Annotated in this window: 21 protein-coding genes and 1 tRNA gene; 15 read left to right on the forward strand and 7 right to left on the reverse strand. The window is 67.4% G+C overall.

The genetic code is table 11. The features are described 5' to 3' along the window. Positions 1 to 253: 253 nt before the first annotated feature. Complete coding sequence (locus AB4851_RS31250; protein WP_414450162.1) at positions 254 to 1,210, forward strand: IS110 family transposase; 957 nt, start codon at positions 254 to 256, stop codon at positions 1,208 to 1,210. On the opposite strand, the gene AB4851_RS31255 is transcribed toward AB4851_RS31250, so the two are convergent. After that, the gene (locus tag AB4851_RS31255) at positions 1,198 to 2,907 is read right to left on the reverse strand and encodes an FAD-dependent monooxygenase (RefSeq protein WP_414450163.1); all 1,710 of its coding nucleotides are present in this window, start codon (positions 2,905 to 2,907) and stop codon (positions 1,198 to 1,200) included. The genes AB4851_RS31250 and AB4851_RS31255 overlap by 13 nt on opposite strands. 132 nt (positions 2,908 to 3,039) lie before the next feature. Here AB4851_RS31255 and AB4851_RS31260 point away from each other — a divergent pair, with 132 nt between their 5' ends. After that, positions 3,040 to 4,881: a tetratricopeptide repeat protein gene (locus AB4851_RS31260; RefSeq protein WP_414450164.1), complete on the forward strand. Its 1,842-nt coding sequence runs from the start codon at positions 3,040 to 3,042 to the stop codon at positions 4,879 to 4,881. A 117-nt stretch (positions 4,882 to 4,998) separates the two neighbouring features. On the opposite strand, the gene AB4851_RS31265 is transcribed toward AB4851_RS31260, so the two are convergent. From AB4851_RS31265 to AB4851_RS31275, 3 genes are all read right to left on the reverse strand, one after another. Beyond that, the gene (locus AB4851_RS31265) at positions 4,999 to 6,300 is read right to left on the reverse strand and encodes an MFS transporter (protein WP_414450165.1); all 1,302 of its coding nucleotides are present in this window, start codon (positions 6,298 to 6,300) and stop codon (positions 4,999 to 5,001) included. Positions 6,301 to 6,575: 275 nt separating this feature from the next. After that, the gene (locus AB4851_RS31270) at positions 6,576 to 7,319 is read right to left on the reverse strand and encodes a DUF2968 domain-containing protein (protein WP_414450166.1); all 744 of its coding nucleotides are present in this window, start codon (positions 7,317 to 7,319) and stop codon (positions 6,576 to 6,578) included. A 116-nt stretch (positions 7,320 to 7,435) separates the two neighbouring features. Continuing rightward, a complete protein-coding gene (locus tag AB4851_RS31275; RefSeq protein ID WP_414450167.1) occupies positions 7,436 to 8,671 on the reverse strand; it encodes a gamma-glutamyl-gamma-aminobutyrate hydrolase family protein in 1,236 nt (411 codons plus the stop codon). Between the two features lie 260 nt (positions 8,672 to 8,931). Here AB4851_RS31275 and AB4851_RS31280 point away from each other — a divergent pair, with 260 nt between their 5' ends. From AB4851_RS31280 to guaD, 6 genes are all read left to right on the forward strand, one after another. Beyond that, complete coding sequence (locus AB4851_RS31280; protein WP_414450168.1) at positions 8,932 to 10,308, forward strand: amidase; 1,377 nt, start codon at positions 8,932 to 8,934, stop codon at positions 10,306 to 10,308. 172 nt (positions 10,309 to 10,480) lie between these two features. Continuing rightward, positions 10,481 to 10,999 (forward strand): disulfide bond formation protein B, encoded by a 519-nt coding sequence (locus AB4851_RS31285; protein WP_414450169.1) that lies wholly within the window; start codon positions 10,481 to 10,483, stop codon positions 10,997 to 10,999. A 566-nt stretch (positions 11,000 to 11,565) separates the two neighbouring features. Continuing rightward, a complete protein-coding gene (xdhC, locus tag AB4851_RS31290) occupies positions 11,566 to 12,579 on the forward strand; it encodes a xanthine dehydrogenase accessory protein XdhC (RefSeq protein ID WP_414450170.1) in 1,014 nt (337 codons plus the stop codon). Between the two features lie 19 nt (positions 12,580 to 12,598). Continuing rightward, positions 12,599 to 13,624: an adenosine deaminase gene (locus AB4851_RS31295; protein ID WP_414450171.1), complete on the forward strand. Its 1,026-nt coding sequence runs from the start codon at positions 12,599 to 12,601 to the stop codon at positions 13,622 to 13,624. A 101-nt stretch (positions 13,625 to 13,725) separates the two neighbouring features. Next, on the forward strand, positions 13,726 to 15,102 hold the full coding sequence (locus AB4851_RS31300; RefSeq protein ID WP_414444184.1) for an NCS2 family permease: 1,377 nt from the start codon (positions 13,726 to 13,728) through the stop codon (positions 15,100 to 15,102). Positions 15,103 to 15,139: 37 nt separating this feature from the next. Next, positions 15,140 to 16,480, forward strand: a complete 1,341-nt coding sequence (guaD, locus tag AB4851_RS31305; protein ID WP_414450172.1) for a guanine deaminase — start codon at positions 15,140 to 15,142, stop codon at positions 16,478 to 16,480. A gap of 165 nt (positions 16,481 to 16,645) precedes the next feature. Here guaD and AB4851_RS31310 read toward each other — a convergent pair whose 3' ends face one another. After that, entirely contained in the window at positions 16,646 to 17,353 is a 708-nt protein-coding gene (locus tag AB4851_RS31310; RefSeq protein ID WP_414450173.1) for a DUF4136 domain-containing protein, read from the reverse strand. A 209-nt stretch (positions 17,354 to 17,562) separates the two neighbouring features. Here AB4851_RS31310 and pepN point away from each other — a divergent pair, with 209 nt between their 5' ends. The 6 genes from pepN (at position 17,563) to AB4851_RS31340 (ending at position 23,909) form a co-directional block, all read left to right on the forward strand. Beyond that, complete coding sequence (gene pepN, locus AB4851_RS31315) at positions 17,563 to 20,268, forward strand: aminopeptidase N (RefSeq protein WP_414451991.1); 2,706 nt, start codon at positions 17,563 to 17,565, stop codon at positions 20,266 to 20,268. A gap of 372 nt (positions 20,269 to 20,640) precedes the next feature. Beyond that, positions 20,641 to 21,660 (forward strand): class 1 fructose-bisphosphatase, encoded by a 1,020-nt coding sequence (locus tag AB4851_RS31320; RefSeq protein WP_414444180.1) that lies wholly within the window; start codon positions 20,641 to 20,643, stop codon positions 21,658 to 21,660. A gap of 311 nt (positions 21,661 to 21,971) precedes the next feature. Beyond that, positions 21,972 to 22,047: transfer RNA gene (locus AB4851_RS31325), tRNA-Thr, on the forward strand. A 307-nt stretch (positions 22,048 to 22,354) separates the two neighbouring features. After that, on the forward strand, positions 22,355 to 22,606 hold the full coding sequence (locus AB4851_RS31330) for a GlsB/YeaQ/YmgE family stress response membrane protein (RefSeq protein ID WP_414445535.1): 252 nt from the start codon (positions 22,355 to 22,357) through the stop codon (positions 22,604 to 22,606). A gap of 379 nt (positions 22,607 to 22,985) precedes the next feature. Further along, the gene (locus AB4851_RS31335; RefSeq protein ID WP_414452007.1) at positions 22,986 to 23,090 is read left to right on the forward strand and encodes a chorismate mutase; all 105 of its coding nucleotides are present in this window, start codon (positions 22,986 to 22,988) and stop codon (positions 23,088 to 23,090) included. 231 nt (positions 23,091 to 23,321) lie between these two features. After that, a complete protein-coding gene (locus AB4851_RS31340) occupies positions 23,322 to 23,909 on the forward strand; it encodes a chorismate mutase (RefSeq protein ID WP_414450174.1) in 588 nt (195 codons plus the stop codon). A gap of 82 nt (positions 23,910 to 23,991) precedes the next feature. Here AB4851_RS31340 and AB4851_RS31345 read toward each other — a convergent pair whose 3' ends face one another. Together AB4851_RS31345 and AB4851_RS31350 are read right to left on the reverse strand one after the other, a co-directional pair. Continuing rightward, positions 23,992 to 25,152 carry an exonuclease domain-containing protein gene (locus AB4851_RS31345; protein ID WP_414450175.1) on the reverse strand — a complete coding sequence of 387 codons (1,161 nt, stop codon included), beginning with the start codon at positions 25,150 to 25,152 and terminating at the stop codon, positions 23,992 to 23,994. Positions 25,153 to 25,267: 115 nt separating this feature from the next. Continuing rightward, positions 25,268 to 25,471, reverse strand: a complete 204-nt coding sequence (locus tag AB4851_RS31350; protein ID WP_206126557.1) for a cold-shock protein — start codon at positions 25,469 to 25,471, stop codon at positions 25,268 to 25,270. A 399-nt stretch (positions 25,472 to 25,870) separates the two neighbouring features. Here AB4851_RS31350 and AB4851_RS31355 point away from each other — a divergent pair, with 399 nt between their 5' ends. After that, positions 25,871 to 26,119 (forward strand): hypothetical protein, encoded by a 249-nt coding sequence (locus AB4851_RS31355; RefSeq protein WP_414444177.1) that lies wholly within the window; start codon positions 25,871 to 25,873, stop codon positions 26,117 to 26,119. Positions 26,120 to 26,526: the final 407 nt, after the last annotated feature.

Here is a 26,526-nt window from a genome sequence, read left to right on the forward strand (position 1 = left end):
GCGGCGGATTGCATTGCCGCTGCCGCCCGGCATACCCACCCTTTCCGCTATTTCAATTTCCCCCAGCCGCGCTCACTGCGCCGGCCTTGTATCTTTAAGCCTCGGACCAACTCGGGTAGCCCGAGCGGCCTCTGGGTTGAAACACGAAGCCCGTGACTGAGCACTGGGCGCCCGGGTTGGACCGTCCTTTCTTGCAGCCCGAACGGTTGTAGGAATGTAGAGTTCGCATAAACAAGGATGGGAGCGAAGGGACGTGTCCGATACTGTTTTCGTGGGAATCGATGTGTCGAGCCGGACGCTGGAGGTGGCCACCAGCACGCAAACTGCGACGTGGCAGGCAACCAACGACGCGGCCGGCATCGAACAACTGGTCAGTCAATTGCGTGAACTTCAGCCGGCGCTGATCGTGCTGGAGGCCACCGGCGGCTACGAGTTCGAGGCTGCGTGCGCACTTCAAGCCGTGGGCCTGGCCGTCGCCGTGGTCAACCCTCGCATGGCGCGCGACTTTGCGCGAGCCATGGGCGTGCTGGCCAAGACCGATGCGCTCGACGCCAGGATGCTGGCCGCCTTCGCTCGCGTGCTGCACCAGCATCCCGAGCGCGAGCGTTTCGTCAAACCGCTTGCCGATGCCGAACTCCAGCGGCTTCAAGCCCTGGTGCTGCGGCGTCGGCAACTGGTCCAGATGATCACCGGCGAGCGACAACGCTTGCGGCTTGCCCATGCTGCAGCCCGGGCCAGCCTCGAACGCGTCATCGATTTCCTCAAAAAGGAGCTCGACGACAGCGATACCGAGGTCGCCGCGCACGTTGCGCATCATCATGCCGAACTGGCGCGCACGTTGCGCAGCGTGCCTGGCATCGGCTCGACCAGCGTCGCCGTGCTGCTCGCCGAGCTGCCCGAACTGGGCAAGCTCGATCGCAGACGCATCGCAGCACTGGTCGGCGTGGCGCCGCTGAATCGCGATTCGGGGCTCATGCGCGGTCAGCGCAGCATCTGGGGCGGACGCGCCGACGTGCGTCGCACCCTGTACATGGCCACGCTCACTGGCGTGCGCTACAACCCTGTGCTGCGCGAGTACTACCAACGTCTCGTCCTCGCAGGCACGCGAAAGAAAGTCGCTTTGGTCGCCGCCATGCGCAAGCTGCTGACGATCATCAATGCCGTCGCAAAACATCGCGTCGACTGGAATCCCGACTTTCATATCGCTTGACTCACAAGACGGTTGCTCAGCCCTCGGTTCACGGCGGCAAACCACGTCTCGCAGTGCCTGAGCAGCGCATGGCCGTCGGAAGCGCTGCGCCCGCGCGCCGCCAGATAGCCGTCGGGCCTCAGCAAATAGAAGCAGCCGCGCGTGTGGCCATAGGCATCGCCGAGCGGCGGTGCGCCGTCCTCGCCTGTGCTGCCGGCATCGGTCACGCGCCAGGTGCGGATCGCGCCCGGCATCAGACGGTCGAGCGCGGCCGCGAGCGCCGGGCCGTCGCCGTGCGTTTCGGCCTTGCCGTTCCCTTTATGTTCCGCGGCTTCGGCCGCTGATGAAGCGCCGTCCGCCTCGATCAGCAGCAACGTGAAGTGCGCCGGATCGTGCAGATCGAACAGCCGCGCCACGCCGGGCGCCTGGCCGAGCGGCCCGTCGAGCACATGCAGCAGCGCATCGGGCGCGCGTTCGCCGGCGCGCGGGCCGCCGTCGAGCACGCGTTCGAGCGTGAGCGAGCTTTTGCGGTACTGCACGGCCAGCTCGCTGACCGAGCGGCGCAGCGCGTCGCGCACCGGCCCGAGCGAGGCCAGCACCGGCACCACATGCTCGCGCAACAGCTTCAGCGGCCCGTGATCGGCCTCCACGACCTGCGTGATGAAGCTGGTTTGCCGCAGCACGTCGCGCTCGATCGGATGGCGCTCGGCGTGATACGTGTCGAGCAGCCCCTCGGGCGCACCGCCCGTCAGCACGCGCGCGAGCTTCCAGCCGAGATTGAACGCTTCCTGGATGCCGGTATTCATGCCCTGCGCGCCGGCCGGGCTGTGCACGTGCGCGGCATCCCCCGCGAACAGCACGCGGCCGATGCGCAGGCGTTCGATCATGCGGCTGTGCAGGTGGAAGTACGAGGACCACGCGAGATCGTCGATCGTCAGTTGCGCGTCGATGCGCGTGCGCACGATCGCGCGGCAGAGGTCGAGCGACGGTGCGCTCGCGCCTTCCTCACCCTGCGCATCGGGCGGCGGCCGGTCGGCCACGATCCGGTAGCGCCCCTGGCCGAGCGGCAGCATGCCGGCCAACCCTTCGTGGGTGGCGTACAGGCGGATCTCGTCATCGGGCCAGCCCGGCTCGGCCGCCACATCGGCCAGCAGGAAGGTTTGCTCGAAGGCCTGCCCGGCGAACCCGGAGCCAAGCAGATGCCGCAGCGTGCTGTGCGCGCCGTCGGCCGCGACCACATACGACGGCTCGACGCTTTCCTCGCCGCCACCCTCGCGCTGCAACATGGCCTGCACGCTGCCGCCGTCCTGCCGGATACGCACCAGCCTGACACCGCGCTCGATCAGCACCCCGAACGATGCGAGGTGCTCGGCGAGGATGCGTTCGGTATCCGTCTGGTCGAGCATCAGCAGATACGGATAGCGCGTTTGCAGCGGATCGAAATCGAGCTCGGCGATGCGCCGTCCTTCCGAATGCAGATGCGCGACGCGGGCACGATGGCCGCGTGCGAGAAACGGCTCGACGATACGGTGCTGCTCGAACAGTTCGAGCGTGCGCGCCTGAATGCCGATGGCGCGCGAATGGCGGGCCGGCTGCATGGCCTGATCGATGAGGCGCACGGGCACCTTGGCACGGGCCAGCGCAAGCGCGGCGGCCAGGCCGGTGGGGCCGGCACCGACGATCAGCACCGGGGCGATATCCAGCGGAACGGCAAGCATGTCGACCTCCGCGATCCAAGACGGGAATCAGTCTACGCCGGCCGCCGCACGCCATCCATAGGCCGAATGGCCGAAATGGACAAGCACGACGTGCGGTATGGGAAAATGCGTCTTTCTCGCCAGCTTTGCGTCATGGAATCCGTTTTCGATCGCGCGTTCGCGGCGCACCGGGCCGGCCGCCTCATGGAGGCCGAGCGCGACTACCGCGCCGCACTCGTCGCCAATCCGTCCGATGCCGATGCACTGCATCTGTTCGGCGTGTTGCGTCATCAGCAGGGACAGAACCAGGAAGCGGCCGATCTGGTCGGCCGCGCGGTCGCCTTGCGCCCGAACGATGCTGCGTTGCACCTGAACCTCGGCAACGCGCTGCGCGCGCTGGGCCGCATCGACGACGCCATCGACCGGTTCCGCAACGCGCTGACGCTCGCGCCGGATTTCTCGCTCGCCCATTACAACCTGGGCAACGCCTATGCCGCCCAGGAACGCCACGAGGATGCCGCCGACGCGTTCGAACGTGCGCTGCGGCTCTCGCCCGGCGACGCGTCGATCCACAACAACCTCGGCAATGCACTGAACGCGCTCGGCCGTCACGACGAAGCGTTCGCCGCGTTCCGCCGTGCGCTGGCGCTTCGCCCGGGCCATGCAGGCGCGCACAACAATCTCGGCATGGCGCTGGCCGCGCTCGGCCAGGCCGACGAGGCGCTGGCGCATTTCCGCGCCGCGCTCGACGCCGAGCCGGGCTTCGCCGCCGCCCACTTCAACCTCGGCAACACGCTCGACGCGATCGGCCGCCACGACGAGGCCATCCGTGCGTTCGAAGCCGTGCTCGCGTTGCATCCGGCGTTCCCGCTCGCGCTGCTCGGCCTCGGCAATGCGCTGGCTGCGCTCGGCCGTCATGGCGAGGCGCGCACGCGCTACGAGCGCGCCGTGGGCCTCGATCCGTCGCTGGTGCCGGCGTGGCTCAATCTGGGCACCGCGCACCATGCACTCGGGGCGCACGAGCTGGCGTTGCGCGCGTTCGATCAGGCGCTGCGGCTCGCGCCCGATCACACGCTGGCGCGCATGCATCGCGCCGTCACGCTGCTGACGCTGCGCGATTTCGCGCGCGGCCTGCCCGAGTACGAAGCGCGCCACGCGCTGCCCGGGGTGTCCGACGCCGGTGCGCTGCCGCGCTGGCGTGGCGAACCGGTCGCCTCGCGCACGCTGCTCGTGCGCGCCGAGCAGGGCTTCGGCGACACGCTGCAGTTCGTGCGCTTCGTGCCGCTCGCACGCGAGCGCTGCGCGCGGCTCGTGCTCGAAGTGCAGCCGGCGCTGCTGCCGCTGATCGAGCCGCTCGCGAAGCCCTGGCGCGTATCGGTCGTCGCGCAGGGGCGGCAGCGTATCGAAGCCGATCTGGCGTGCTCGCTGTTGAGCCTGCCCTATGCGCTCGGCCTCGGTTTCGACGAGATTCCGGCCCCCACGTCATATCTGAGGGTGCCCGACGCCGCGCGGCGACGCTTTCGCGGCTCGCTCGGCGGGCAGTCGCGGCGCAAGCTCGGCATCGTCTGGTCGGGGCGGCGTCAGGTGCAGGAAAACCGCGCCGCACCGCTCGCCGCGCTCGCACCGCTGTTCGACATTCCCGGTATCGACTGGATCGTGCTGCAGCCCGATCTGTCGCCGGCCGATCGCGCCGCGCTCGATGCGCATCCGCAGCGCGCCCGCATCCGCACCGTCGACGGCCTCGACGATTTCGCCGCCACCGCCGCACTGATCGACCGTCTCGACGGCGTCGTGTCGATCGACACCGCCGTCGCCCACCTGACCGGCGCGCTCGGCAAGCCGCTCTGGCTGATGCTCGCGTTCGCGGCCGACTGGCGCTGGTTCACGGGTAGCGACAGTCCGTGGTATCGGCGCGCGAATCTGTTCCGCCAGCCGTCGCCGGGCGATTGGGCGCCGGTGGTCGCCGCCGTGGCCGCGAGCGTCGCGGCCGGTTGAGGGGCGTCGTCGTGCCGGGCAAGATCCGGCCACCGTATGCACAACGAAAAAGGGAGCGCCTCGGCGCTCCCTTCTCTCGTCGGGTTCAATCGCAGCGGGCCGCGGCCCGCGCCATTCTCAACTCGCCTTGTATTGCTGGCGCGCCTCCTGGGTGCGATACAGCACCAGCGTCGCGATCAGGCCGCAGATCGCGGCCACCGCGAGCCACAGGCCCGGCGCGGCCTTGTTGCCGGTTTCGTGGATCAGCAGCGTCGAGATCGCCGGCGTGAAGCCGCCGATCGTGGTCGCCAGGCTGTAGGCCAGCGAGAAGCCCGCCGTGCGCACATCGGCCGGCATCACTTCGGTCAGCGCCACCACCATCGCGCCGTTGTAAGAGCCGTACAGGAACGACAGCCACAGCTCGACGATCAGCAGCCGCACGAACGACGGATCGGCCACCAGCCACTGCACGGCCGGATAGGCCGTCAGCAGCGTCAGCACCGTGAAGGTGATCAGCACCGGGCGGCGGCCGATGCGGTCGGAGATGCTGCCCCACACCGGCAGCCAGACCAGGTTCGACAGGCCCACGCACACCGTCACCACCAGCGCGTCGATCGACGACAGATGCAGCACTTCCTTGCCGAACGTCGGCGTGTAGGCCGTGATCATGTAGAACGACACGGTGGTCATGATGACCATGCCCATGCCGCCCAGTACCACGCCCCAGTTCTTCAGCATCGACTGCATGATCTCGCCCATCGACGGACGATGGCGCTTGGCCAGGAACTCGTCGGTTTCCTTCAGCGAGCGGCGGATCAGGAACAGGAACGGCACGATCAGGCAACCGATCAGGAACGGCACGCGCCAGCCCCAAGACGTCATGTCCTCGACCGGCAGCAGGCTGTGCAGCAGCACGCCCACCAGCGCCGCGAATACCACCGCGACTTGCTGGCTACCCGATTGCCAGGCCGTGTAGAAGCCCTTGTTGCCCTTGGTCGCGATCTCCGACAGGTAGACCGATACGCCACCCAGCTCGACCCCGGCCGAGAAGCCCTGCAGCAAGCGGCCGAGCAGCACGAGAATCGGCGCAAGCATGCCGATCGTGCCGTAGCCCGGCACGACGGCCACCGCGAGCGTGCCGAGCGCCATCAGGCCGAGCGTCAGGATCAGGCCCTTGCGGCGGCCGTGGTGATCGATATAGGCGCCGAGCACGATCGCGCCGATCGGGCGCACCAGGAAGCCCGCGCCGAATACCGACAGCGCCAGCATCAGCGAGGCGAACGCATCGCCGCTCGGGAAATAGGTCTTGGCGATCGACGAGGCGTAATAGCCGTAGACCATGAAATCGTACATTTCCAGGAAGTTGCCGCTGACGACGCGGAAGACGGTCCTGAACTTGGATTCCTGTTGATTGACGGACGTGTGGGTCGCAGTTGACATGTTGTATCCCGGTCGAACGCCTGCGCGCTGCGCGTGGCGTGTGGTGTCGTCGTGTCGCGTCCGGCCTTCGGTCGTGCCGGCGGCGGCGCGCCATGACTGTAGCGCAGTGTCGCGCGATTCGCTGCGGCGGGGTATGCGGGGAAGTGATGAGACGTGCGAATTTTTCTTGCTAAATACTTACAAAATGCGCAAGAAGTTCGTCTAAAGAAAGGAAATCGTTAGAATCGACGGCGAGCGCGTTGCATGCCCGCCGCCATCGGGCCGTTGCGCTCGCCCTACTTCTTCACCGGCGACAACCCGCGCTCGTTCTGCTTCTGCAACTGCCGCACCTGGCGCTCGAGATCGCGCAGTTGCAGTTGCGAGGCACGCTGCTCGACGGCCAGCGCATTCGCTTCGTTCTGCACCGTGCGTTGCCGCTCGTCGATCTGCGTGCGCTGCGTGCGGGCGATATCGAGATCGGCCTGCAGGCGCTTCGCGTGATCCTCCGACAGCCCGATCACGCGTTCCAGAAACTGCTTCTGCGCGGCCAGCTCGGTGCGGCGCAGTTCGAGATCGGCCAACTGGACGGTTTGATCGGAGAAGTTCTGATAGATCATCTCCGCGCGCGGACGCTCCTGCGATTTGACGACACGCCAGAAGTGCTTGTCCTGGAACAGCGCGACGTAATAGGTCATCTCGCGCGGATAGAACAGCATGCTCGCGCCGTAGCTGCCGTTGTAGGTGGTACGCATCTCCGTGAGCTGGTGATCGCGCAGCATCTGCATCATCTCGGCAACGTTACCCTGCGCGTCGGCCGAAGCGTCCGGCGACGAGGACGCCGCCGCACCTTCACCGTTGTCGGGCGTGAGCGTCGTGACGTCGGGGCGCGTGCCGGCCACGGGCGGCTTCGATTGCACCTGCGCCACCGCATCGGCCGCCGCCGGTTCGGCCGCGATAGAAGGCCCCGTCCACGCGAGGACGCACAGCGCCACCCACGGCATCGCCCGGACGATGCCGGCCACCCTGCTGCGCTTGCTCAAGCTGAAGCTCCTGATTGGTAGAACGACGCGCGATTATCGCCTGAAACGACAAACCGGCCGCCCGCAAATGCGTGGCGGCCGGCCGGATCGATGCGCCATGACAAGAATGCTGCCGCTTACAACCGCGTTTCGCGGGCGGCGCGCAGGAACGTGTCGAGCAGCGGCGTGCAGTCGAGCAATTCTGAACCACCCGCACGATGGAACTCCGGGTGCCACTGCACACCCACCACGAACGGCGCACGGCGGTAGCGGATGCCCTCGATGATGCCGTCCTCGGCCGACACGGCCTCGATATTGAGGTCGCGGCCGAGATCGCGGATCGCCTGATGATGGATCGAATTGACGATCGCCTCGCGACGGCCCGGAAACATGTTCGCGAGCGTGGAATTGTCGGGGAAGCGGATCGCATGGCGATGCTGATCGTAGTGCTCGCTGACGTGGACGCCGGCCGTCGGCACGTCGGTGGCGATGTCCTGATACAGCGAGCCGCCGAACGCGACGTTGATCAGTTGGGCGCCGCGGCACACGCCGAGCACCGGCTTGCCGGACTCGACGAACTCGTGCAGCAACTCGAGCTCGTACATGTCGCGCACGCGATCGCCGGGCCATTCGGGGCGGGCGTCGGACGCCGCGTAGGTTTGCGGCGAGACATCGGCGCCGCCTTGCAGCAGCAGCCCGTCGAGGTGCTTGGCGTAATCGCGCAGGCGGATGTTGCTCGGGTGCAGCATGCCCTGATGGCCGACGGTCGGGATCATGAACACCAGCACGTCGCGCGACATCACCCAGTGCGCGATCGATTCCTCGAGATATTGCAGCGTCTTGCCGCGCAGGCCGGCCGCGCCGGGCTCCGGGTGGAAGATGCGCGCCGACACGCCGATGCGCAAGGTGCGTTGCGTGATCCGCTGCCCCGCGCGGTCGAACAGCCGCCGGGCGCGCGCGGCGACGATGCGGCCGAACACCGACCACGGCGTGTCGCTCTGCTTCAGGTAAGCGGGTGGTGGCTGCGTCTGACCGGCGGCAGCCGGCGGCGGGCGAGCCGTCTCGAAATCGGGCGCCGCGCCGAAACCGGGCGGCGGCGCGCCGGGCCGGGCCTGTTGAGCGCCGCTCGCGGCCGCGTCGGCGCCGGGCGGCGGCACCGCGGCCGGATCGACGATTTCGACGCTCACGGGCACCGGAACGGGATCGGCCGGCACGTCCTGGGCAGCCGGCACCTGAGCGGCAAACGCGGCCGGCGATGGCTTGGGCGGCTCGGGAGCCGGGGCGGCGGCGGGATTCTGGGAGGCCGCGTCGGCGGCCGTGGAGAGGTCCGGACGCGGGCCGGACGGTGCTGCGGAAGGCGTGTTTTCGCTCATGACGAGGGTCTGGCGCGTCTGTCACGCGAGGGTTAGACGAAGATTCATTATCCGTCAGTACCGGATCAGCGGCAAATCGCCCCCGATGCCGATCGATTCGCGGGCGATTGGCGGTCGCGCCCGCATCGCCTTGCGCGACGCTGCTTCACATCGGCCATTCGGCTGGCTGGACGCACGAAATCGATGCCCCTACTATCATCAGCCAGCAAGCCGGTGCCGCCACGCGGCGCCGTCCCCCCGCCTTCCGACCCGACGCCGCCATGACCACTTTCGCCCCGTTCCCACCGCTCGCCACGCTGGCCGCCGATCTCGCCGCCGGACGCACAACCAGCCGTACGCTCGTCGATACCGCGCTCGAACGCATCGCCTCGCCCGACGGCCAGGGCGCCGTCGCGTTCCTCGGCGTAGATGCCGACGCGGCGCGCACCACCGCCGACGCCCACGACCGCCTGCGCGCGGCCGGCACGGTGCTCTCTCCGCTGGCCGGCATCCCGGTATCGGTCAAGGACCTGTTCGACGTGGCCGGCCAGGTCACGCGCGCCGGGTCGATCGCGCTCGACGACGCGCCGCCGGCCGAGGCCGATGCGCCCGTGGTCGCCCGGCTGCGCCGCGCCGGCGCGGTCATCGTCGGCCGTACCAACATGAGCGAATTCGCGTTCTCGGGCCTCGGCCTCAATCCGCACTACGGCACGCCCCGCTCGCCGTACCGGCGCGGTGTGGCCGGCGACGCGCGGGTGGCAGGCGGCTCGTCGTCGGGCGCGGCGGCGTCGGTGGCGGATGGGATGGCGGCCGTGGCGCTCGGCACCGATACCGGCGGCTCGATCCGGATTCCGGCCGCGTTGTGCGGCCTGACGGGCTTCAAGCCGACCGCCAGCCGCGTGCCGCGCACGGGCGGCGTGCCGCTGTCGACCACGCTCGATTCGTTCGGGCCGATCGGCATCTCGGTCGCCTGCTGCGCGTTGGTCGACCGAATCCTGGCGGGGCTCGAACCGCGCGTGCCGGCCGCCCGGCCGCTCGAAGGCGTGCGGCTCGGCGTGCTCAACCATTACGTGACGGACGGCATGGATGCCGAGGTCGCGGCCGCGTTCGACGCCGCGCTCAAGCATCTCGAAGCGGCCGGCGCGATCGTGTCGGACCTGCGCTTCGCACCGCTCGACCGGCTCGCCGAGATCAACCGCTTCGGCTTCTCGTCGATCGAGGCCTACGCCTGGCACCGGCCGCTGCTGGCGCGGCATGCCGATCGCTACGACCCGCGCGTGCTGACGCGCATCCTGAAGGGCCAGCCGGCCAGCGCCGCCGACTATCTCGACCTGATCGCCGCGCGCGAGGCCGTGCTCGACGAGGCGGCGCGCACGCTGTGGCCGCGCGTGGATGCCGTGCTGGCGCCGACCGTGCCGGTGGTGCCGCCGCGCCTCGCCGATCTGGAACATGACGACGACGCGTTCGCTCGCACCAACGCGCTGATCCTGCGCAATCCGAGCGCATTCAACTTCCTCGACGCCTGCGCGCTGTCGCTGCCCTGCCATCCGCGCGATACGGCACCGGTCGGGCTGATGCTCGCGGCCGCGCCACATCGCGATGACGCGCTGCTGGCGATCGGGCAAGCTGTCGAAGCGGTGCTGGCCACGATCCGCTGAACGCCGGGCGGCGCGTGGCCTGGAACAGGAACGAGAACGGGCGCCGCCCTGACGCTCGCCTGACCACGCCGCCAGCCACGCGCCGGTTTGGTGCATTCACCAAATTGCCGCCCCGAACGACGCGCCCGTTCGCGCTAGAATCCGACGACTCCATTTTCGGGACCGACCACCGATGAACGATTTCTCGCTGTCGCTGCGCCGCGAGCGCCGCCTCCTGACGCTGCTCGGCGTCGTCTGCGTCGCGCTGCTGGCCGGCGCGCTGTACCTTCAGATCGTCAAGGGCGAGGATCCGTGCCCGCTTTGCATCATCCAGCGCTACTTCTTCGCCGCGATTGCGATCTTCTCGTTCCTCGGCACCGGCCTGCGCAGTTGGCGCAGCCTCGCGGTGATCGAGGCACTGATCCTGATCTCGGCCGCGGCCGGCGCCGGCACCGCGTTCCACCACTGGCAGATCCAGCTCCACCCGGGCTTCAGCTGCGGCTTCGACACGCTGCAACCGATCGTCGACAGCCTGCCGCCGGCCACCTGGTTCCCGGTCATGTTCAAGGTCGCCGGCCTGTGCGAAACGCTCTACCCGCCGATCTTCGGAGTCCTGCTGCCGGGCTGGGCCGCGATCGCCTTCGTGGTGATCTTCGTGCTGGTGGCCGCCGGCCTGATCCGCAACCGCCGCCGCATCGCGCGCGGGGCCTGACCCGGTGCGCCGCTGCGGCCGATGCGCCGCTCGGCGTAAACACCGAAGCCTTGCCGGGGCGGCCGACGCCCCGTTCTCCCCGCCCGCCGCGCACCGCGGCAGCACCTTGGACGTGCCCCGCCGGCGCTGCGCCGGCGGCCCTCGCCGCCCGCCGTTCGCGCCATCCCGCCCCGTCACGTACTACGATCAACATGATCGCCACCGAATAGCCCGCATCAGCCGGGGGAAATATTTCCCGGTTTTTGCGGTGCTATCTTGAAAAACGGATGGCGATCTACGTGCGCGAGGCGGGAGTCCTCGGTGCTTGTCGACCCTGCGTAACGCGCGCCTGATCCGCAATGTCCTGCTATTGACCATGACAACGCAAACCATCCGTATCCGCCCTCGCGGCGCCGTGTTTCACGCGCGCCGCTCCCGCCCGAACCGGCCGTCCGATGCCGCGCGCCAGCCCGCGCCGGCCCCGTGCGCAGCCGGCTCGCTCGCCGGGCATCCGCCGCGCGCGGCCCTCTCACTCGCCTCGCCCGCCGCGTCCCGCGCGGCGGCGCGGCGTTAAAGGAGGCCGCGCCATGGAAACCTGGCTGACCGATGTTCAGCATCTGATCGCGCACGGCGAAGCCGCCGTGCTGGTGACCGTCGCACGCGCCGAAGGCTCGGTGCCGCGCGAGGCCGGCACCAAGATGCTCGTCACGCGCGACACCGCCCGCCATACGATCGGCGGCGGCCATCTCGAATGGAAGGCGATCGAGATCGCTCGGCATCTGCTCAAGGACGGCTCGCACCTGCCCCACGCGCGCCGCCTCGAACGGCTGCCGCTCGGCCCGAGCCTCGGCCAGTGCTGCGGCGGCGCCGTGACGCTGGCATTCGAGCGGCTCGACATCGCCGATCTCGGCTGGATCACCTCGCTGGCCAAGCGCGTCGCGGCCGGCAGCGCCACGGTGCGCAGCATCGCGTTCGGCCCGACGCCGGACCCGGTGATGCTGAGCGAACCGGAATCGGACGTGACGCGCGCCGACTGCCTGCTCTGGAGCACCGGCGACGTCTCGCTGATGACCGAGACCATCGCGCCGCACACGTTCGCCGTGGAGCTGTTCGGCGCGAGCCACGCCGCGGCCGCGCTGGTGCGCGTGCTCGCGACGCTGCCGTGCCGCGTGCGCTGGGTGGATGGCCGCGACGCGCCGTTCCCCGAGCCGCAGGCACTGGCCGGCATCGACAACCTGCGCATCGAGCCGCGCGACACGCCCGAAAGCGCCGTGGCCGAAGCCGCGCCGCACAGCTATTTCGTAGTGATGACGCACGATCACGCGTTCGACTTCCAACTGGCCCAGCACATCCTGCACCGCGCCGACTACGCCTACTTCGGCATGATCGGCTCGCGCTCGAAGCGCATCCAGTTCGACCAGCGTCTGGCCGCCAGCGGCATCGATCCGGCGCAAACGGCCCGCATGCGCTGCCCGATCGGCGTCGAAGGCATCGTCGACAAGGCGCCCGAGACGATCGCGATCTCGGTGGCCGCGCAAATTCTGCAGGTCGTCGACCAGCACGCCACGCAGGCCGCCGCACCGGCCGCCCCCCAATTCTGACCGACCAGGACATCCCCTCATGACTCCGAATTTTCAAGAGAAGATCGCGCTCGCCCCGAAGGCCGAGCTGCACATCCATATCGAAGGCTCGCTGGAGCCGGAACTGATCTTCAAGCTCGCCGAACGCAACGGCGTGAAGCTCGCCTACGCATCGGTCGAGGCGCTGCGCGCGGCGTACGCGTTCACCGACCTGCAATCGTTCCTCGACATCTACTACGCCGGCGCGAGCGTGCTGCTCGAGGAACAGGATTTCTACGACATGACGGCGGCCTATGTCGAGCGCGCGCTGGCCGACAACGTGATCCACACCGAAATCTTCTTCGACCCGCAAACGCACACCGAACGCGGCGTGCCGATCGAAACGGTAGTGGCCGGCATCGACCGCGCGCTGGCCGATGCCGAGCAACGCGGCCTGTCGAGCAAGCTGATCCTCTGCTTCCTGCGCCACCTGTCGGAAGAGGACGCGCTCGCCACCTTCGACGCCGCGATCCCGCTGTTCGAGAAATATTCGCGTCGCCTGATCGGCGTGGGCCTCGATTCGTCCGAGCGCGGCCATCCGCCGTCGAAGTTCGCGCGCGTGTTCGCGAAGGCCCATGCCATGGGCCTGAAGCTGGTCGCGCACGCCGGCGAGGAAGGCCCGCCGGAATACGTGATCGAGGCGCTCGACCTGCTCAAGGTGGACCGCGTCGATCACGGCGTGCGCAGCATCGAGGACGCCGCGCTGGTGGCGCGCCTGGCCGATGCGCGGATCGCGCTGACGGTGTGCCCGCTGTCGAACCTGAAGCTCAAGGTGTTCGACGACCTGACCCAGCACACGCTGAAGGTGCTGCTCGACAGCGGCGTGGCCGTGACCATCAATTCCGACGATCCCGCCTACTTCGGCGGCTACGTCAACGACAACTACTTCGCGACCGTCTCCGCGCTGTCGCTCGGCGACCAGGATGTTTACACCGTGATCCGCAACGGCTTCGAGGCGTCCTTCGTCACCGAGGGCGAGCGCGCTGCGCTGATCGCGAAACTCGATTCGCACTGGCATCCGGCATGACACCCACGTCCTGCCGGGGAGGCCGATGCAACCCGCGACGCGCGCCTGCGAGCGCGCGCGCACCGTCGTCCCCATAACAGAGACTGAGGAGAGCTTTCCCGATGGACACGTACAACGGCAGCAAGACACCGGCATCGAGCAGCGCGCTCGACCGCTTCTTCGGCATCCGCGAATCCGGTTCGCGATTGCGCACGGAAATCGTCGCCGGCATCACGACGTTCCTGACGGCGATGTACATCATCGTCGTCAATCCGGGCATCCTGGCGCAGGCCGGTGTGCCGTTCGCGTCGGCGCTGACCGCCACCGTGATCGTCAGCTTCCTCGGCAGTTGCGCGATGGGGCTCTACGCGCGCAACCCGGTGCTGGTCGCGCCGGGCATGGGCATGAACGCGCTGTTCGCGTTCGTCATGGTGCACGGCGGCAAGATGCCCTGGCAGACGGCGCTCGGCTGCGTGTTCTGGGCCGGCGTGATCTTCGCCGTGCTGGCCGCGTTCAATGCGCGCAAGCTGGTGGTCGACGCGATCCCGCCGAACCTGCGCCACGCCGTGTCGTGCGGCATCGGCTTGTTCATCTGCCTGATCGGGCTGGTCAACGCGAAGTTCGTGGTGGGCGACCCGGTCACGATCGTGCACGGCGCCTCGCTGAACCCGGTGGTGATCACGTTCCTGGTGGGGCTGGCCGTCACCACCGTGCTGGTGGTGCGCCGCGTGACCGGCGCGCTGATGATCGGCATCGTCGTCACCACCCTGCTGGCGATCCCGATCGGCCGCGTGTGGGGCGACGGCACCGCCTACTGGCCGGCCGCAATCGCCACCAAAACGCTCGTCAACTGGAACGGCCTGGTGGCCGCGCCCGATTTCTCCGGCATCGGCCAGCTCGACCTGATCGGTGCGCTGAAGGTGGCCTACTGGCCGTTCATCTTCGTGATGCTGTTCACGGCCTTCTTCGATGCGCTCTCCACCTTCATGGCGATCTCCGAAGCCGGCAACCTTGTCGATCGCGACGGCAACCCGCGCAACATCCGCCAGTCGATGATGGTCGACGCGTTCGCGGCGGTGGTGTCCGCGCCGCTCGGCACCAGCCCGGCCAACGCCTATATCGAATCGGCGGCCGGCATCTCGGCGGGTGGGCGCACCGGCCTGGTGGCGGTGGTGGCGGGCCTCTGCTTCCTGCCGTTCCTGGTGCTCTCGCCGCTGCTGTCGCTGGTGCCCGCGATCGCCACCGCGCCGGCGCTGATCCTGGTGGGCGTGTTCATGATGGAGTCGATCACCAAGATCGAATGGCACCGCTTCGACGAGGCGATCCCCGCGTTCATCGCGATGGTGCTGATCCCGCTCACGTATTCGATCACCGACGGCATCGCCTACGGCTTCCTGGCGTTCGTCGTGCTGAAGCTGTTCACCGGCCGCCGCCGCGAGATCAAGCCGGCGATGTGGATCGTCGCCGCGCTGTCGGGCGTGCTGCTCGCGCAGTTGTGAGCCCGCGCCTCATTTCTTCGATGCTGGAGTGTTTCCCATGACTCAAACCGCCTATCGCGCCCGGCTGCTGACGTTTCGCGGCGACCCGGCGCATGCCGCCGACGCCGCCGCGTTCGAGGACGACGGCCTCGTGATCGTCGAGGACGGCCGGGTGGCCGCGTCCGGCGCCTACGCCGCGCTGGCCGGCCGTCTCGCACCCGACACGCAGGTGGTCGCGCTGCGCGACAAGCTGATCGTGCCCGGCTTCATCGACACGCACATCCACTACCCGCAGACCGACATGATCGCCTCGCCGGCGCCGGGCCTGCTGCCGTGGCTCGACACCTACACGTTCCCGACCGAGCGCCGCTTCGAGGATCCGGCCCACGCGCGCGAGGTGGCGGCCTTCTTCGTCGGGCAACTGCTGGCGGCCGGCACGACCACGGCGCTGGTCTACTGCACCGTGCACAAGCAATCGGCCGATGCGTTCTTCGAGGTGAGCGAGGCGCACGACCTGCGCATGATCGCCGGCAAGGTGCTGATGGATCGCAACTGCCCCGAATTCCTGCGCGACACGGCGCGCTCGGGGTACGACGACAGCGCCGAGCTGATCGCGCGCTGGCACGGCCGCGGCCGGCAGATGTACGCGCTCACGCCGCGCTTCGCGCCGACCTCGACCGTCGAGCAGCTGGAGGCCTGCGCCGATCTGGCGCGCCGCCACCCCGACGTGTTCGTGCAGAGCCACGTGGCCGAGAACGTCGACGAGGTGAAGTGGGCGGCCGAGCTGTTCCCCGGCCATCGCAGCTATCTCGACATCTACGACCGCCACGGGCTGCTGCGCCCGCGCGCCGTGTACGGCCACTGCATCCACCTCGACGACGAGGATCGCCGGCGCATCGCCGAAACCCGGACGGTAATCGCGCACTGCCCCACCTCGAACTTCTTCCTCGGCAGCGGGTTGTTCGATTTCGACCGCGCCACCGCGCAGCACGCGCCGCTGTCGCTGGCGACCGACGTGGGCGGGGGCACCTCGTTCTCGATGCTGCAGACGATGAACGAGGCGCACAAGGTCGCGCGGCTGTCGGGCTATCACCTGAGCGCGACGCGCATGTTCTGGCTGGCCACGGCCGGCGCGGCGCAGGCGCTCGCGCTCGATGCCGAGGTCGGCACGCTCGCGCCCGGCTCGGAGGCCGATTTCGTGGTGCTCGACCCGGCCGCCACGCCGCTGCTGGCGCGCCGCAGCGCGCGGGCCGAATCGCTGGAGGAATTGCTGTTCGCGCTGGCGATGCTCGGCGACGACCGCGCCGTGCACAGCACCTATGCGGCCGGCCGCTGCGTCCACCGGCGCGATGCGGCGCAGCCGGTGCGCGAGGCGCAAGCGGCGAAAGCGGCGGCCTGAGCCGTCAGGCCGAGCGGACCTGTGCCGTCGGCGCACGTGCCGAACCGGCTTCCACCGACGACCTGGAAGAAAAAACGGGCCTGGCGCATGCTCCTGCGCCAGGCCCGTTTTTGCCGGGCAAGCCGGCGCGTTACCGGCCCGCCGTGTCTTTATGCTTGTTTGCCGTTACTTCGCGCCGCTCGCCGCCGATGCCGGCGCGGCCGGCACCGCCCGCTCGTTCGAGCCGGCCGGCGCCGGAGCCGGGCCACCGCCGTTGCGGTCCACCGGCAAACGCACGGTGCGCGTCGCGCCATTGCCGAGCGGGAAATCGGCCAGCGCCGAGCGCGCCAGATACGGCATGGCCGTCACCAGCGAGCCGCCGCCGCCCGAATTGCGTGCGCTGACGTTGTAGACCTCGCGGCCCGTCGCGCGCTCGGTGATGCGGATGTTCAGCGTGCGCTCGAACACGCGGTAGGTCTGATTCACGTAGCCGGCCGGCTGCGGCCCCCACGGCCCGAAGCCCCCCCACATGCCGCCGCGCCAGTACGGCCCCGGGCCGAACCACGGGTCGTAATACACCAGCTGCGGCACCGAAACCAGATCGCCCTTGATGCCGTAGGTCAGCCCCACCAGGTAACGCGCGTCAGCCGCCGGCACGCGGCGGAACGACAGCGTGGCGAGCTCGCCCGCGACGACGTTCTCGTAGGTCGCCGCCTCCAGGCTGTTCTGCTCGCCCGGCGTGCGCGAGAACGCGTAGCTGCGCGTGGCGTCGCTGCCGCTCCAGTCGGAAAATGCCGTGACCTGCGTGCTCACATAGTTCGCGCAGCCCGACAGCAGCACGACGCAGGCGCTCGCGAGCCAGAACGCGGCGCGGAACGTACGATTCGCTTTCATCTTGATCCTTGGGTTCGATTCGATGTCGCCCCGGTGGGCGGCCTCGCGATCATACGCCGCGCGCCACCCGCCGGATCATCAGCAGACCCGCCGGCACGCCGAAAGTTCGAACCGCGCGGGCGGCGCCAAGCCTTTGTACAATGGACAGCCCGCCCCGCCGCCACAAGCGGCCGGTGGCGAATCCCGAACCCCTACTGCCCACGCTCGACATGTCCGATACCGCCGCCCATTCCGCCGTGATCCGCCGCGACGACTACACGCCGCCCGCGTTCCTCATCGACAGCGTCGCCCTCGAATTCGATCTCGTGCCCGAGCGCACGCTGGTGCGCAACACCATGCGCGTGCGCCGCAACCCGGACGCCGCGCCGGCGCCGCACCTCGAACTGCTCGGCGAATCGCTCGAATTCATCGCCGCGCGCGTGAACGGCCAGCCGGTCGACACGGTGCGCGCGCACGAGCACGGGCTGACTGTCGAGAACCTGCCCGACACGTTCGAACTGACCATCGACAGCGCCTGCGCGCCGGCCGTCAACACCACGCTGTCGGGCCTCTACGTGTCGAGCGGCAACTTCTTCACGCAGTGCGAGGCGGAGGGCTTTCGCCGCATCACCTATTTCCTCGACCGCCCGGACGTGATGTCCACCTACACGGTCACGCTGCGCGCAAGCCGCGCCGACTACCCGGTGCTGCTGTCGAACGGCAACCTGGTGGATTCGGGCGAGCTGCCCGAGGGCCGCCACTTCGCGAAATGGGAAGACCCGTTCCGCAAGCCGAGCTACCTGTTCGCGCTGGTCGCGGGCAAGCTCGTGTCGATCGAGGAAACCATCACCACCGGCTCGGGCGCGAAGAAGCTGCTGCAGGTGTGGGTCGAGCCGCACGATCTCGACAAGACGCGCCACGCGATGGATTCGCTGATCCACTCGATCCACTGGGACGAAAAGCGCTTCGGCCTCGAACTCGACCTGGACCGCTTCATGATCGTCGCGGTCGGCGATTTCAACATGGGCGCGATGGAGAACAAGGGGCTCAACATCTTTAACACGAAGTACGTGCTGGCGAACCCCGAAACGGCCACCGACACCGATTTCGCGAACATCGAGGCGGTGGTCGGCCACGAGTATTTCCATAACTGGACGGGCAACCGCGTAACGTGCCGCGACTGGTTCCAGTTGAGCCTCAAGGAAGGCCTGACCGTGTTCCGCGACCAGGAATTCTCGGCCGACATGTCGGCCGGCGAAGCCGACGACGCCGGCGCGCGCGCGGTCAAGCGCATCGAGGACGTGCGCGTGCTGCGCCAGCTCCAGTTCGCCGAGGACGCCGGCCCGATGGCGCACCCGGTGCGCCCCGAAAGCTACGTCGAGATCAACAACTTCTACACGATGACCGTCTACGAGAAGGGCTCGGAAGTCGTGCGGATGTACCAGACGCTGTTCGGCCGCGACGGCTTCCGGCGCGGCATGGATCTCTATTTCGAGCGCCACGACGGCCATGCCGTCACCTGCGACGATTTCCGTCACGCGATGGCCGATGCGAACGGCCGCGATCTCGCGCAGTTCGAACGCTGGTACAGCCAGGCCGGCACGCCGCGCGTGTCGGTGAAAACCGCCTACGACGCCGCCGCCAAGCGTTACACGGTCACGCTGCGCCAGGGCTACGGCGAATCGGCCTCGGCCGCCGCGCGCGACACCCAGCAAGGCCCGCTGCTGATCCCGTTCGCGATCGGCCTGATCGGCGCCGACGGCCAGGACCTGCCGCTGCGCCTCGACGGCGAAGCCACGGCCGGCGGCACCACGCGCGTGATCGAGCTGACCGAAACCGAGGCGTCCTACACGTTCGTCGACGTGGCCGCCGCGCCGCTGCCGTCGCTGCTGCGCAATTTCTCGGCGCCCGTGATCGTCGATTACGACTACCGCGAAGACGAACTGGCGTTCCTGCTCGCCCACGACAGCGATCCGTTCAACCGCTGGGAAGCCGGCCAGCGCCTCGCCACGCGCGCCCTGCTGACGCTGGCCGACCGCGCCGCCGCGGGCAATGAGCTGACGCTCGACGCGACGTTCGTCGACGCGTTCCGCCGCGTGCTGACCGACGACACGCTCTCGCCTGCGTTCCGCGAGCTGGCGCTGACGCTGCCGTCCGAAGCCTATCTGGCCGACCAGATGCGCGAGGCGAACCCGGCCGCCGTGCATCGCGCGCGCCAGTTCGTGCGCGGCCAACTGGCCGAGGCGATGCATGCCGACTGGCTGGCGATCCACGAACGTCACCGCACGCCGGGCGAGTACGCGCCGACGCCGGAAGACGGCGGCCATCGCGCGCTGAAGAACCTGGCGCTCGCCTATCTGGCCGAACGCAAGCAGCCGGCCGACGCGGTTCGCCTCGCCACCGCGCAATACGAAGCCGCCAACAACATGACGGACCGCGCGGCCGCGCTCGGCGCGCTGCTGTCGGCCTCGGCTGCCGATGCCGCCGCGCAGGCGCCGGCCCAGCAGGCGCTGGCCGATTTCTACCAGCGCTTCGAGAAGGAAGCGCTGGTGATCGACAAATGGTTCTCGATGCAGGCCACGCGGCGCGGCACGGCCGAGCATCCGACGCTGGCCACGGTGCGCGCGTTGCTCGACCATCCGGCGTTCAACCTGAAGAACCCGAACCGCGCGCGCTCGCTGATCTTCGGCTTCTGTGCGGCGAACCCGGCGCAGTTCCACGCCGCCGACGGCTCCGGCTATGCGTTCTGGGCCGACCAGGTGCTCGCGCTCGACGCGATCAACCCGCAGGTCGCGTCGCGTCTGGCGCGCTCGCTCGAAAGCTGGCGGCGTTACACGCCGGCGCTGCGCGAGCGCATGCGCGAGGCGCTCGAACGCGTCGCGGCCGGCGTGAAGTCGCGCGACGTGCGCGAGGTCGTCGAGAAGGCGCTGGCCTGACGGCAGTCCCGGCCTCACCGGCATGACGCAACGGCCGGCCCGCTCACGCGGCGCCGGCCGTTTTTCATTCAGGCGTCACCGCCTCGACAGCCGCTCGATAGCGGAATTGCACCACCTGCTCGGGCCCAAGCTATATAGCGAAACGCTGATCACCTGTTCGGTGCCGGGCGACATGCCCGACATCGTGCGCCCCATACCGCGCCCGGCCGGTATCGCGCCGGTGCGCTGCCCGAAACCGAGCTGCCGTGAAGCGCCGGCCGCGCCCGGCTCGCGGCGCGCATTATGCTGCTGCGCGACAAAAAGGCGGCAGGCCCGGGCGAGGCGGGTAAAATTGCGGCCTAACAAGATTTCCTCGCCTCTCGGAGTTCAGCCATGTCCATTTCCCGACGTACCACGCTGTCGAAATTCCTGATCGAGCAACAGCGTGAGAACCACAACCTCCCGGCCGACCTGCGCCTGCTGATCGAAGTCGTGGCGCGCGCCTGCAAGGCGATCAGCTACAACGTCTCGAAGGGCGCGCTCGGCGAGGCGCTCGGCACCGCCGGCAGCGAAAACGTGCAGGGCGAAGTGCAGAAGAAGCTCGACATCCTGTCGAACGAGATCCTGCTCGACGCCAACGAATGGGGCGGCAACCTCGCCGCGATGGCCTCGGAAGAAATGGAAACGTTCTTCCCGATCCCGGAAAACTACCCGCGCGGCGAATACCTGCTGGTGTTCGATCCGCTCGACGGCTCGTCGAACATCGACGTGAACGTGTCGATCGGGACGATCTTCTCGGTGCTGCGCTGCCCGGACGGCAAGGAAGCCACCGAGGAATCGTTCCTGCAGCCGGGCACGCGCCAGGTTGCGGCCGGCTACGCGGTATACGGCCCGCAAACTGTGCTGGTGCTGACCACCGGCTACGGCGTGAACTGCTTCACGCTCGACCGCGAACTCGGTTCGTGGGTGCTCACGCAAAGCAACATGCAGATTCCGGCCGATACGCGCGAATACGCGATCAACGCCTCGAACGCGCGCCATTGGTACGAGCCGGTGCAGCGCTACGTCAACGAACTGAACGCCGGCGCCGATGGCGAGCGCGGCGAGAACTTCAACATGCGCTGGATCGCCTCGATGGTCGCCGACGTGCACCGCATCCTGAACCGCGGCGGCATCTTCATGTACCCGGCCGACGCCCGCACGCCGGACCGCCCGGGCAAGCTGCGCCTGATGTACGAAGCGAACCCGATGTCGTTCATCGTCGAACAGGCGGGCGGCGCGGCCACCACCGGCACCGAGCGCATCCTCGACGTGCAGCCCACCGGCCTGCACCAGCGCGTGCCGGTAATCCTCGGCTCGAAGAACGAAGTCGAGCGCGTCGAACGCTACCACCAGGAAGCCGCGGCCAAGTAAGCACGGGCGGCGCGAGAGCAACGTATTGCAGCGCCGCAAAAAGTGCGCCGGGAGGGGCCGCCCCTTCCCTCGCGCGCGGCTTTCAGCGTAGAATTCGCCGCGCTGAAAGACTCAGGGTCAGATGGCTGGTAACGGTTGTCGACGCTCGGGGCGATACAGGCACGAAGTTGAGCGATTCGTTGCGGTCGATTGCGAGATTGGATCCTTTCCGGATCAAGCACTTAGTCGAAGCAACGCAGAAATTTGAAAATTTCTTCGCCGAACCGCTTGCCAGCCTCGCAGAAATCACCCTATAATTTCATCTCTTTGTTGCCGGTGTAGCTCAGTTGGTAGAGCAGCGCATTCGTAATGCGAAGGTCGTAGGTTCGACTCCTATCTCCGGCACCATCCGAATCAAGCAGAAAGCCCGATCCTCGTGATCGGGCTTTTTGTTTTTCCGCCTCGGTTTCTCCCCTCCCCGCTTCGCCCTGAAAGGCCGCCGAAAGGCTCTGGACAAGGGTTTCTCCTCGAAAAAATCTTTGGTTACGCCTTTGCCCGCTGCCTAACATTACTTAACGCTCCTGACCCGGCTATTGAAGTAAATTGCGTGGGCAACGGGCCCGGAGCCAGCGGCGCATCAAGCCGCAAGACGGTGCAATGCCCGCGGCCGGTTCGTTCGTTTCTCGACATACCAACAGCAACCTGGAGAACCACCATGGCTCATGGCTTGATTATGTGGCTCATCATCGGCGCGATCGCCGGCTGGCTTGCCGGCCTGCTCGTGAAGGGCGGCGGATTCGGGCTGATCGTCGACATCATCGTCGGCATCGTCGGCGCGATCATCGGCGGCTGGCTCGCGGCGAAGCTCGGCATCGCGGTCGGCGGCGGCTTCTTCGCCTCGATCATCGTCGCCGTGATCGGCGCGGTCATCCTGCTGTTCATCATCCGGCTGTTCAGGCGCGCATAGCACCCGAGCCGTGTCGCCCGGCGGCCCGCAAGTTTGCGCTCCGCCGGGCGCGTCCTGCCGCCATTTCGCGTCGTCGGCATCGCGCCGCTTCCCTCAAGCAGTCGATCCGCTTCACACCCTTCTCACACCCTTCCCCGTTTTTCCGGCATCGAGCCATCCGACGAATCCGTGCAAACCCTCACGGGATGGATGCGCGCGCACCTATTTTGCCGATGTGCGGCACGCCAAAATCGCAGCAGCTGTGCGGTTTAAGCAACATCGACAAAATGAAACGATTCCTTGCTGGAAATCTTCGAGTTAGGAGATCGATAATCGACACACCGCAAGGAGAATGATCATGGATGAGAAACCACTTCGCATGCCACCTCCCGAGAAAGTGATGAGCCCGGACCCGGAGCCGGTGGCCGTCGAGTTTCTCGCCGAACTGCCCGACCATGTGCGCGCGTTCTTCGATGAACAGCACAAGCTCGGCACGCCCAAGTGACATCGGCCTGCGCGTCCTGAATCGCCAGTCGATCGCGTCCCGTTTCTTGCACCCGCAGGCTTGCTCGCCACGACATGCTGTGCACCGCGCCGGCCTCGCCGGCCTCGCCGGCCGCTCGGGCGCGTTCGTCCGGATGCACTGAACACCGCCTGAGCGCGTTCACGCCCTGCCTTCGTTTATCCTCGTCGTTTTCCGCTTCGTCCGGCTGCCTGCCGGCTCACGCCGACTCCCATGACATTTCCCCTTCGCTTTGCCAGCGCCTGCGTGTCGCTGGCCGCCCTGCTTATCGCGCTGCCCGCCAGCGCCGACGGCGACGACACGCCGCTGACCAACCTCGTCGCGCTCGCCTCGCAACGGATCGCGCTGGCCGAACCGGTCGCGCAATGGAAGTGGGCCAATCACAAGCCGATCGAGGACAAGCCGCGCGAAGCGCAGTTGCTGGCCGACGTCGAGCGCCGCGCGGTGGCGAGTGGGATCGATCGCGACTACGCGCATGCGTTCTTCGCCGATCAGATCGAGGCGAGCAAGATCATGCAGAACGCGCTGTTCGCGAGCTGGCGCGTGAGCCAGCCGCCGCAGGGCACGCCGCCCGACCTCGCGGCCACCACGCGCCCGCAGTTCGACAAGCTGACGCAATCGATGATCGCCGCGCTGGCCCGCGTCGCACCGCTGCGCGAGGCGCCCGATTGCCAGTCGCGCGTCGCAGGCAGCATCGCCAACTGGAAAGCGCTGACGCGTTACGACTCGCGGCAGACACCGGCACTCGATACGGCGCTCTCGCATGTCTGCGCGGGTGGCGGGGCGAGTTCGATGGGGTAAGCGGTGTCGAGCGGATCAGCCGCTCGACATAAAGCCGTTTCGACCCGATACGTCTCGATATGGATCGGTGTTTCGGCCAGCGTTATTCGGCCGAAGCCTCGATGGTTACCGGCGTCACTGCCAGCGGCACCGTCTCGAGCCCTCGCGCGAGATGCGTCTGAAGGATGCGGCAGATCCCGGCATGGAACCCGCCCTCGCCGGGCGCCAGCGCCACGGCCAGCTCGATGGCCTGCGCGACGCTGGCAGCCGAACCGAGATAACGCCAGTTGTCGACCACCAGGTACGACGCCGCACCGCCCTCCTGCTGCTCCACGATCGCCACCGGCCCGTCGAACGGCCAGGGCGTGCTGCTGCCGGTGGCGCTGCGCCGCGTGTCGCTCGCCTTACGGTTGAGCGGCGGCTTCAATTCGGCAATCCACGCCGCTTCGACCAGCATCGCGCCCAGTTCGCCGCGCGTTTCGCGCCAGGCGATGCGCCGCACCTGTTCGGCCAGCTTGCGTTCCTTGGCCGAACGCCGCTCGCCGGTCAGCAAGGCGCGCAGCCGATTTCGCACCCGCACGCTGCGCCCGATGAACAGCGGCGCATCGTGCTCCCCGAACAGCGCATACGCGCCGCAGCCGGCCGGCGAGCGCTCCAGGTCGTCTTCGGTCAGGTTGCCGGCAAGACGATAGCGGCGGGTGGTCTGATCGATCTGCTCGGCCAGCCGCTCGGCGGGCACCAGCGCCGGCAGCCGCTGCCAGAATTGCCAGACGAGATCGGCGTCGGCGAGCGCCCGGTGCCGTGCGTTCGGCACCAGCGCATGGCGCTCGATCAGCGCGTCGAGCCCGTGCCGCGCCTCGCGCGGGAACAACGCACGCGACAGCCGCACCGTGCACAGCATGTCGGGATTGAACGCCAGCCCGGCGCGCTCGAATTCGGCGCGCAGGAAGCCGCGGTCGAAGCTTGCGTTGTGTGCGATGAACAGCTTGCCGTCGAGCCGCGCATACAACTCGGCCGCGATCGACGCAAAGCTCGGCGCGCCGCGCACCATCTCGTCGGTGATGCCGGTCAGTTGCTGGATGAAGGCGGGAATCGGCTGGCGCGGATCGATCAGCGACGTCCAGGTGGACACGCCATCGGGCCCCACCTCGACGACACCGATCTCGGTGATGCGATGGTCGGCCGCGGAGCCGCCGGTGGTTTCGAGGTCGACGAAGACGAGCGGCGAATCGATGACAGGAAGAGACGAGGACAGATCGGACATATCTGCGGAAAGCGATACCGGTGGATGACGCGCGAACCGCGCACGGTAGCGATTCTACCCGCCAAAAACAAAGCCCCCGCTATTGCGGGGGCTTGGAATCACGGGTTAACCCGGATTAAGCAGCCTGAATATTGGCAGCTTGCTTGCCTTTCGGGCCCGTCTTGACTTCGAACGAAACGCGTTGGTTTTCCTTCAGCGTCTTGAAGCCATCCATACGGATTTCCGAGAAGTGCGCAAACAGATCCTCGCCACCGTTGTCCGACGTGATAAAGCCAAAGCCCTTAGCATCGTTAAACCATTTCACGATACCGGTATCCATATTCTTCATTCCCCAAACAATTTAAATAAAACGAGCAACCCTTGAGTGTGCCGTCACCGAAAGCCCCGGCCCCGCTAAACCTCGTGGACGATGAGCAGTAAGCACCGCAGACTTCGTGGTGCTTTTATAAATGCGACGCTCAATGCTCGTCAAGAAAATTCTTCACATCTTCTTATTCCATTTGACGCCGATCCCGATGGAAGCGGCACAGGGCCAGAAAAATGCGCCAATTAGGCTTGTCTGACCTGTCATTATTACTAGGGCAACGGTATTAAATTATCAAAATAGCAAAAAATACCGAGCAAGTAAAAAATATCGGTGACTCGGTATTTTTCCGGGTTGCCCCGGGCATTTCGATTTGCGAAGCTGGAAACGGTTACGGTAGGACAGGAGGCGAAAATGTTTGACGCTCTGAAACGCTTCGCGCATCGAGTCGGCATGTTGCGCCGCCACAAAACGATTGCGCCCGCAATCCCGTCGACTTCCGCGTTCGACGCCGAGTTCGAGACGACCTGGCACGGCGATCACTGGCAGAACCTGCTCGCGTCACCGCTCGATGCACGTCATTACGTGATGGAAGATTGGGCGCAACCGGCCATGATTCCGTACGGCGAGTTGGCCGACGCTCCCACGAAGCGTCGCCGCTAGATCGCTCGGCCGGGCACCCGCCCGGCTCGACAAACCGCACAGGCAAAAAAAAGCGCGACTGGAAGGTCGCGCCGACAAAGGTTTGGAGATCTTTTCCGTCAACGAAAAAGTCTGCTTCGGAAAGCAGAGACTTCAGTATAGCGATTGCTTCGCGCACCATTATCGGCGGTCTTCACAAACCTCTATTGCCGTTGCCTCAACAATCACCGCTCCGGTGACTATCGCGCTTCGCGCACCCCGTTTTTGTCTCCATCGCGCAACGCGAAAATCGTTTCGACATCCTGATCAAAATCCCGCTCACCCGCCACAGCCTTATCTGACAACGGTTTCGGGCCACCGCCCGACAATTTCACAAATCTAAATTCATTATTGCTTAAAGTGGAATCGACGCCGATGGGCTGCTCGCT

Origin of the sequence: Burkholderia sp. 22PA0099, from assembly GCF_047497165.1 — a bacterium.
Classification (GTDB): Bacteria; Pseudomonadota; Gammaproteobacteria; order Burkholderiales; family Burkholderiaceae; genus Burkholderia.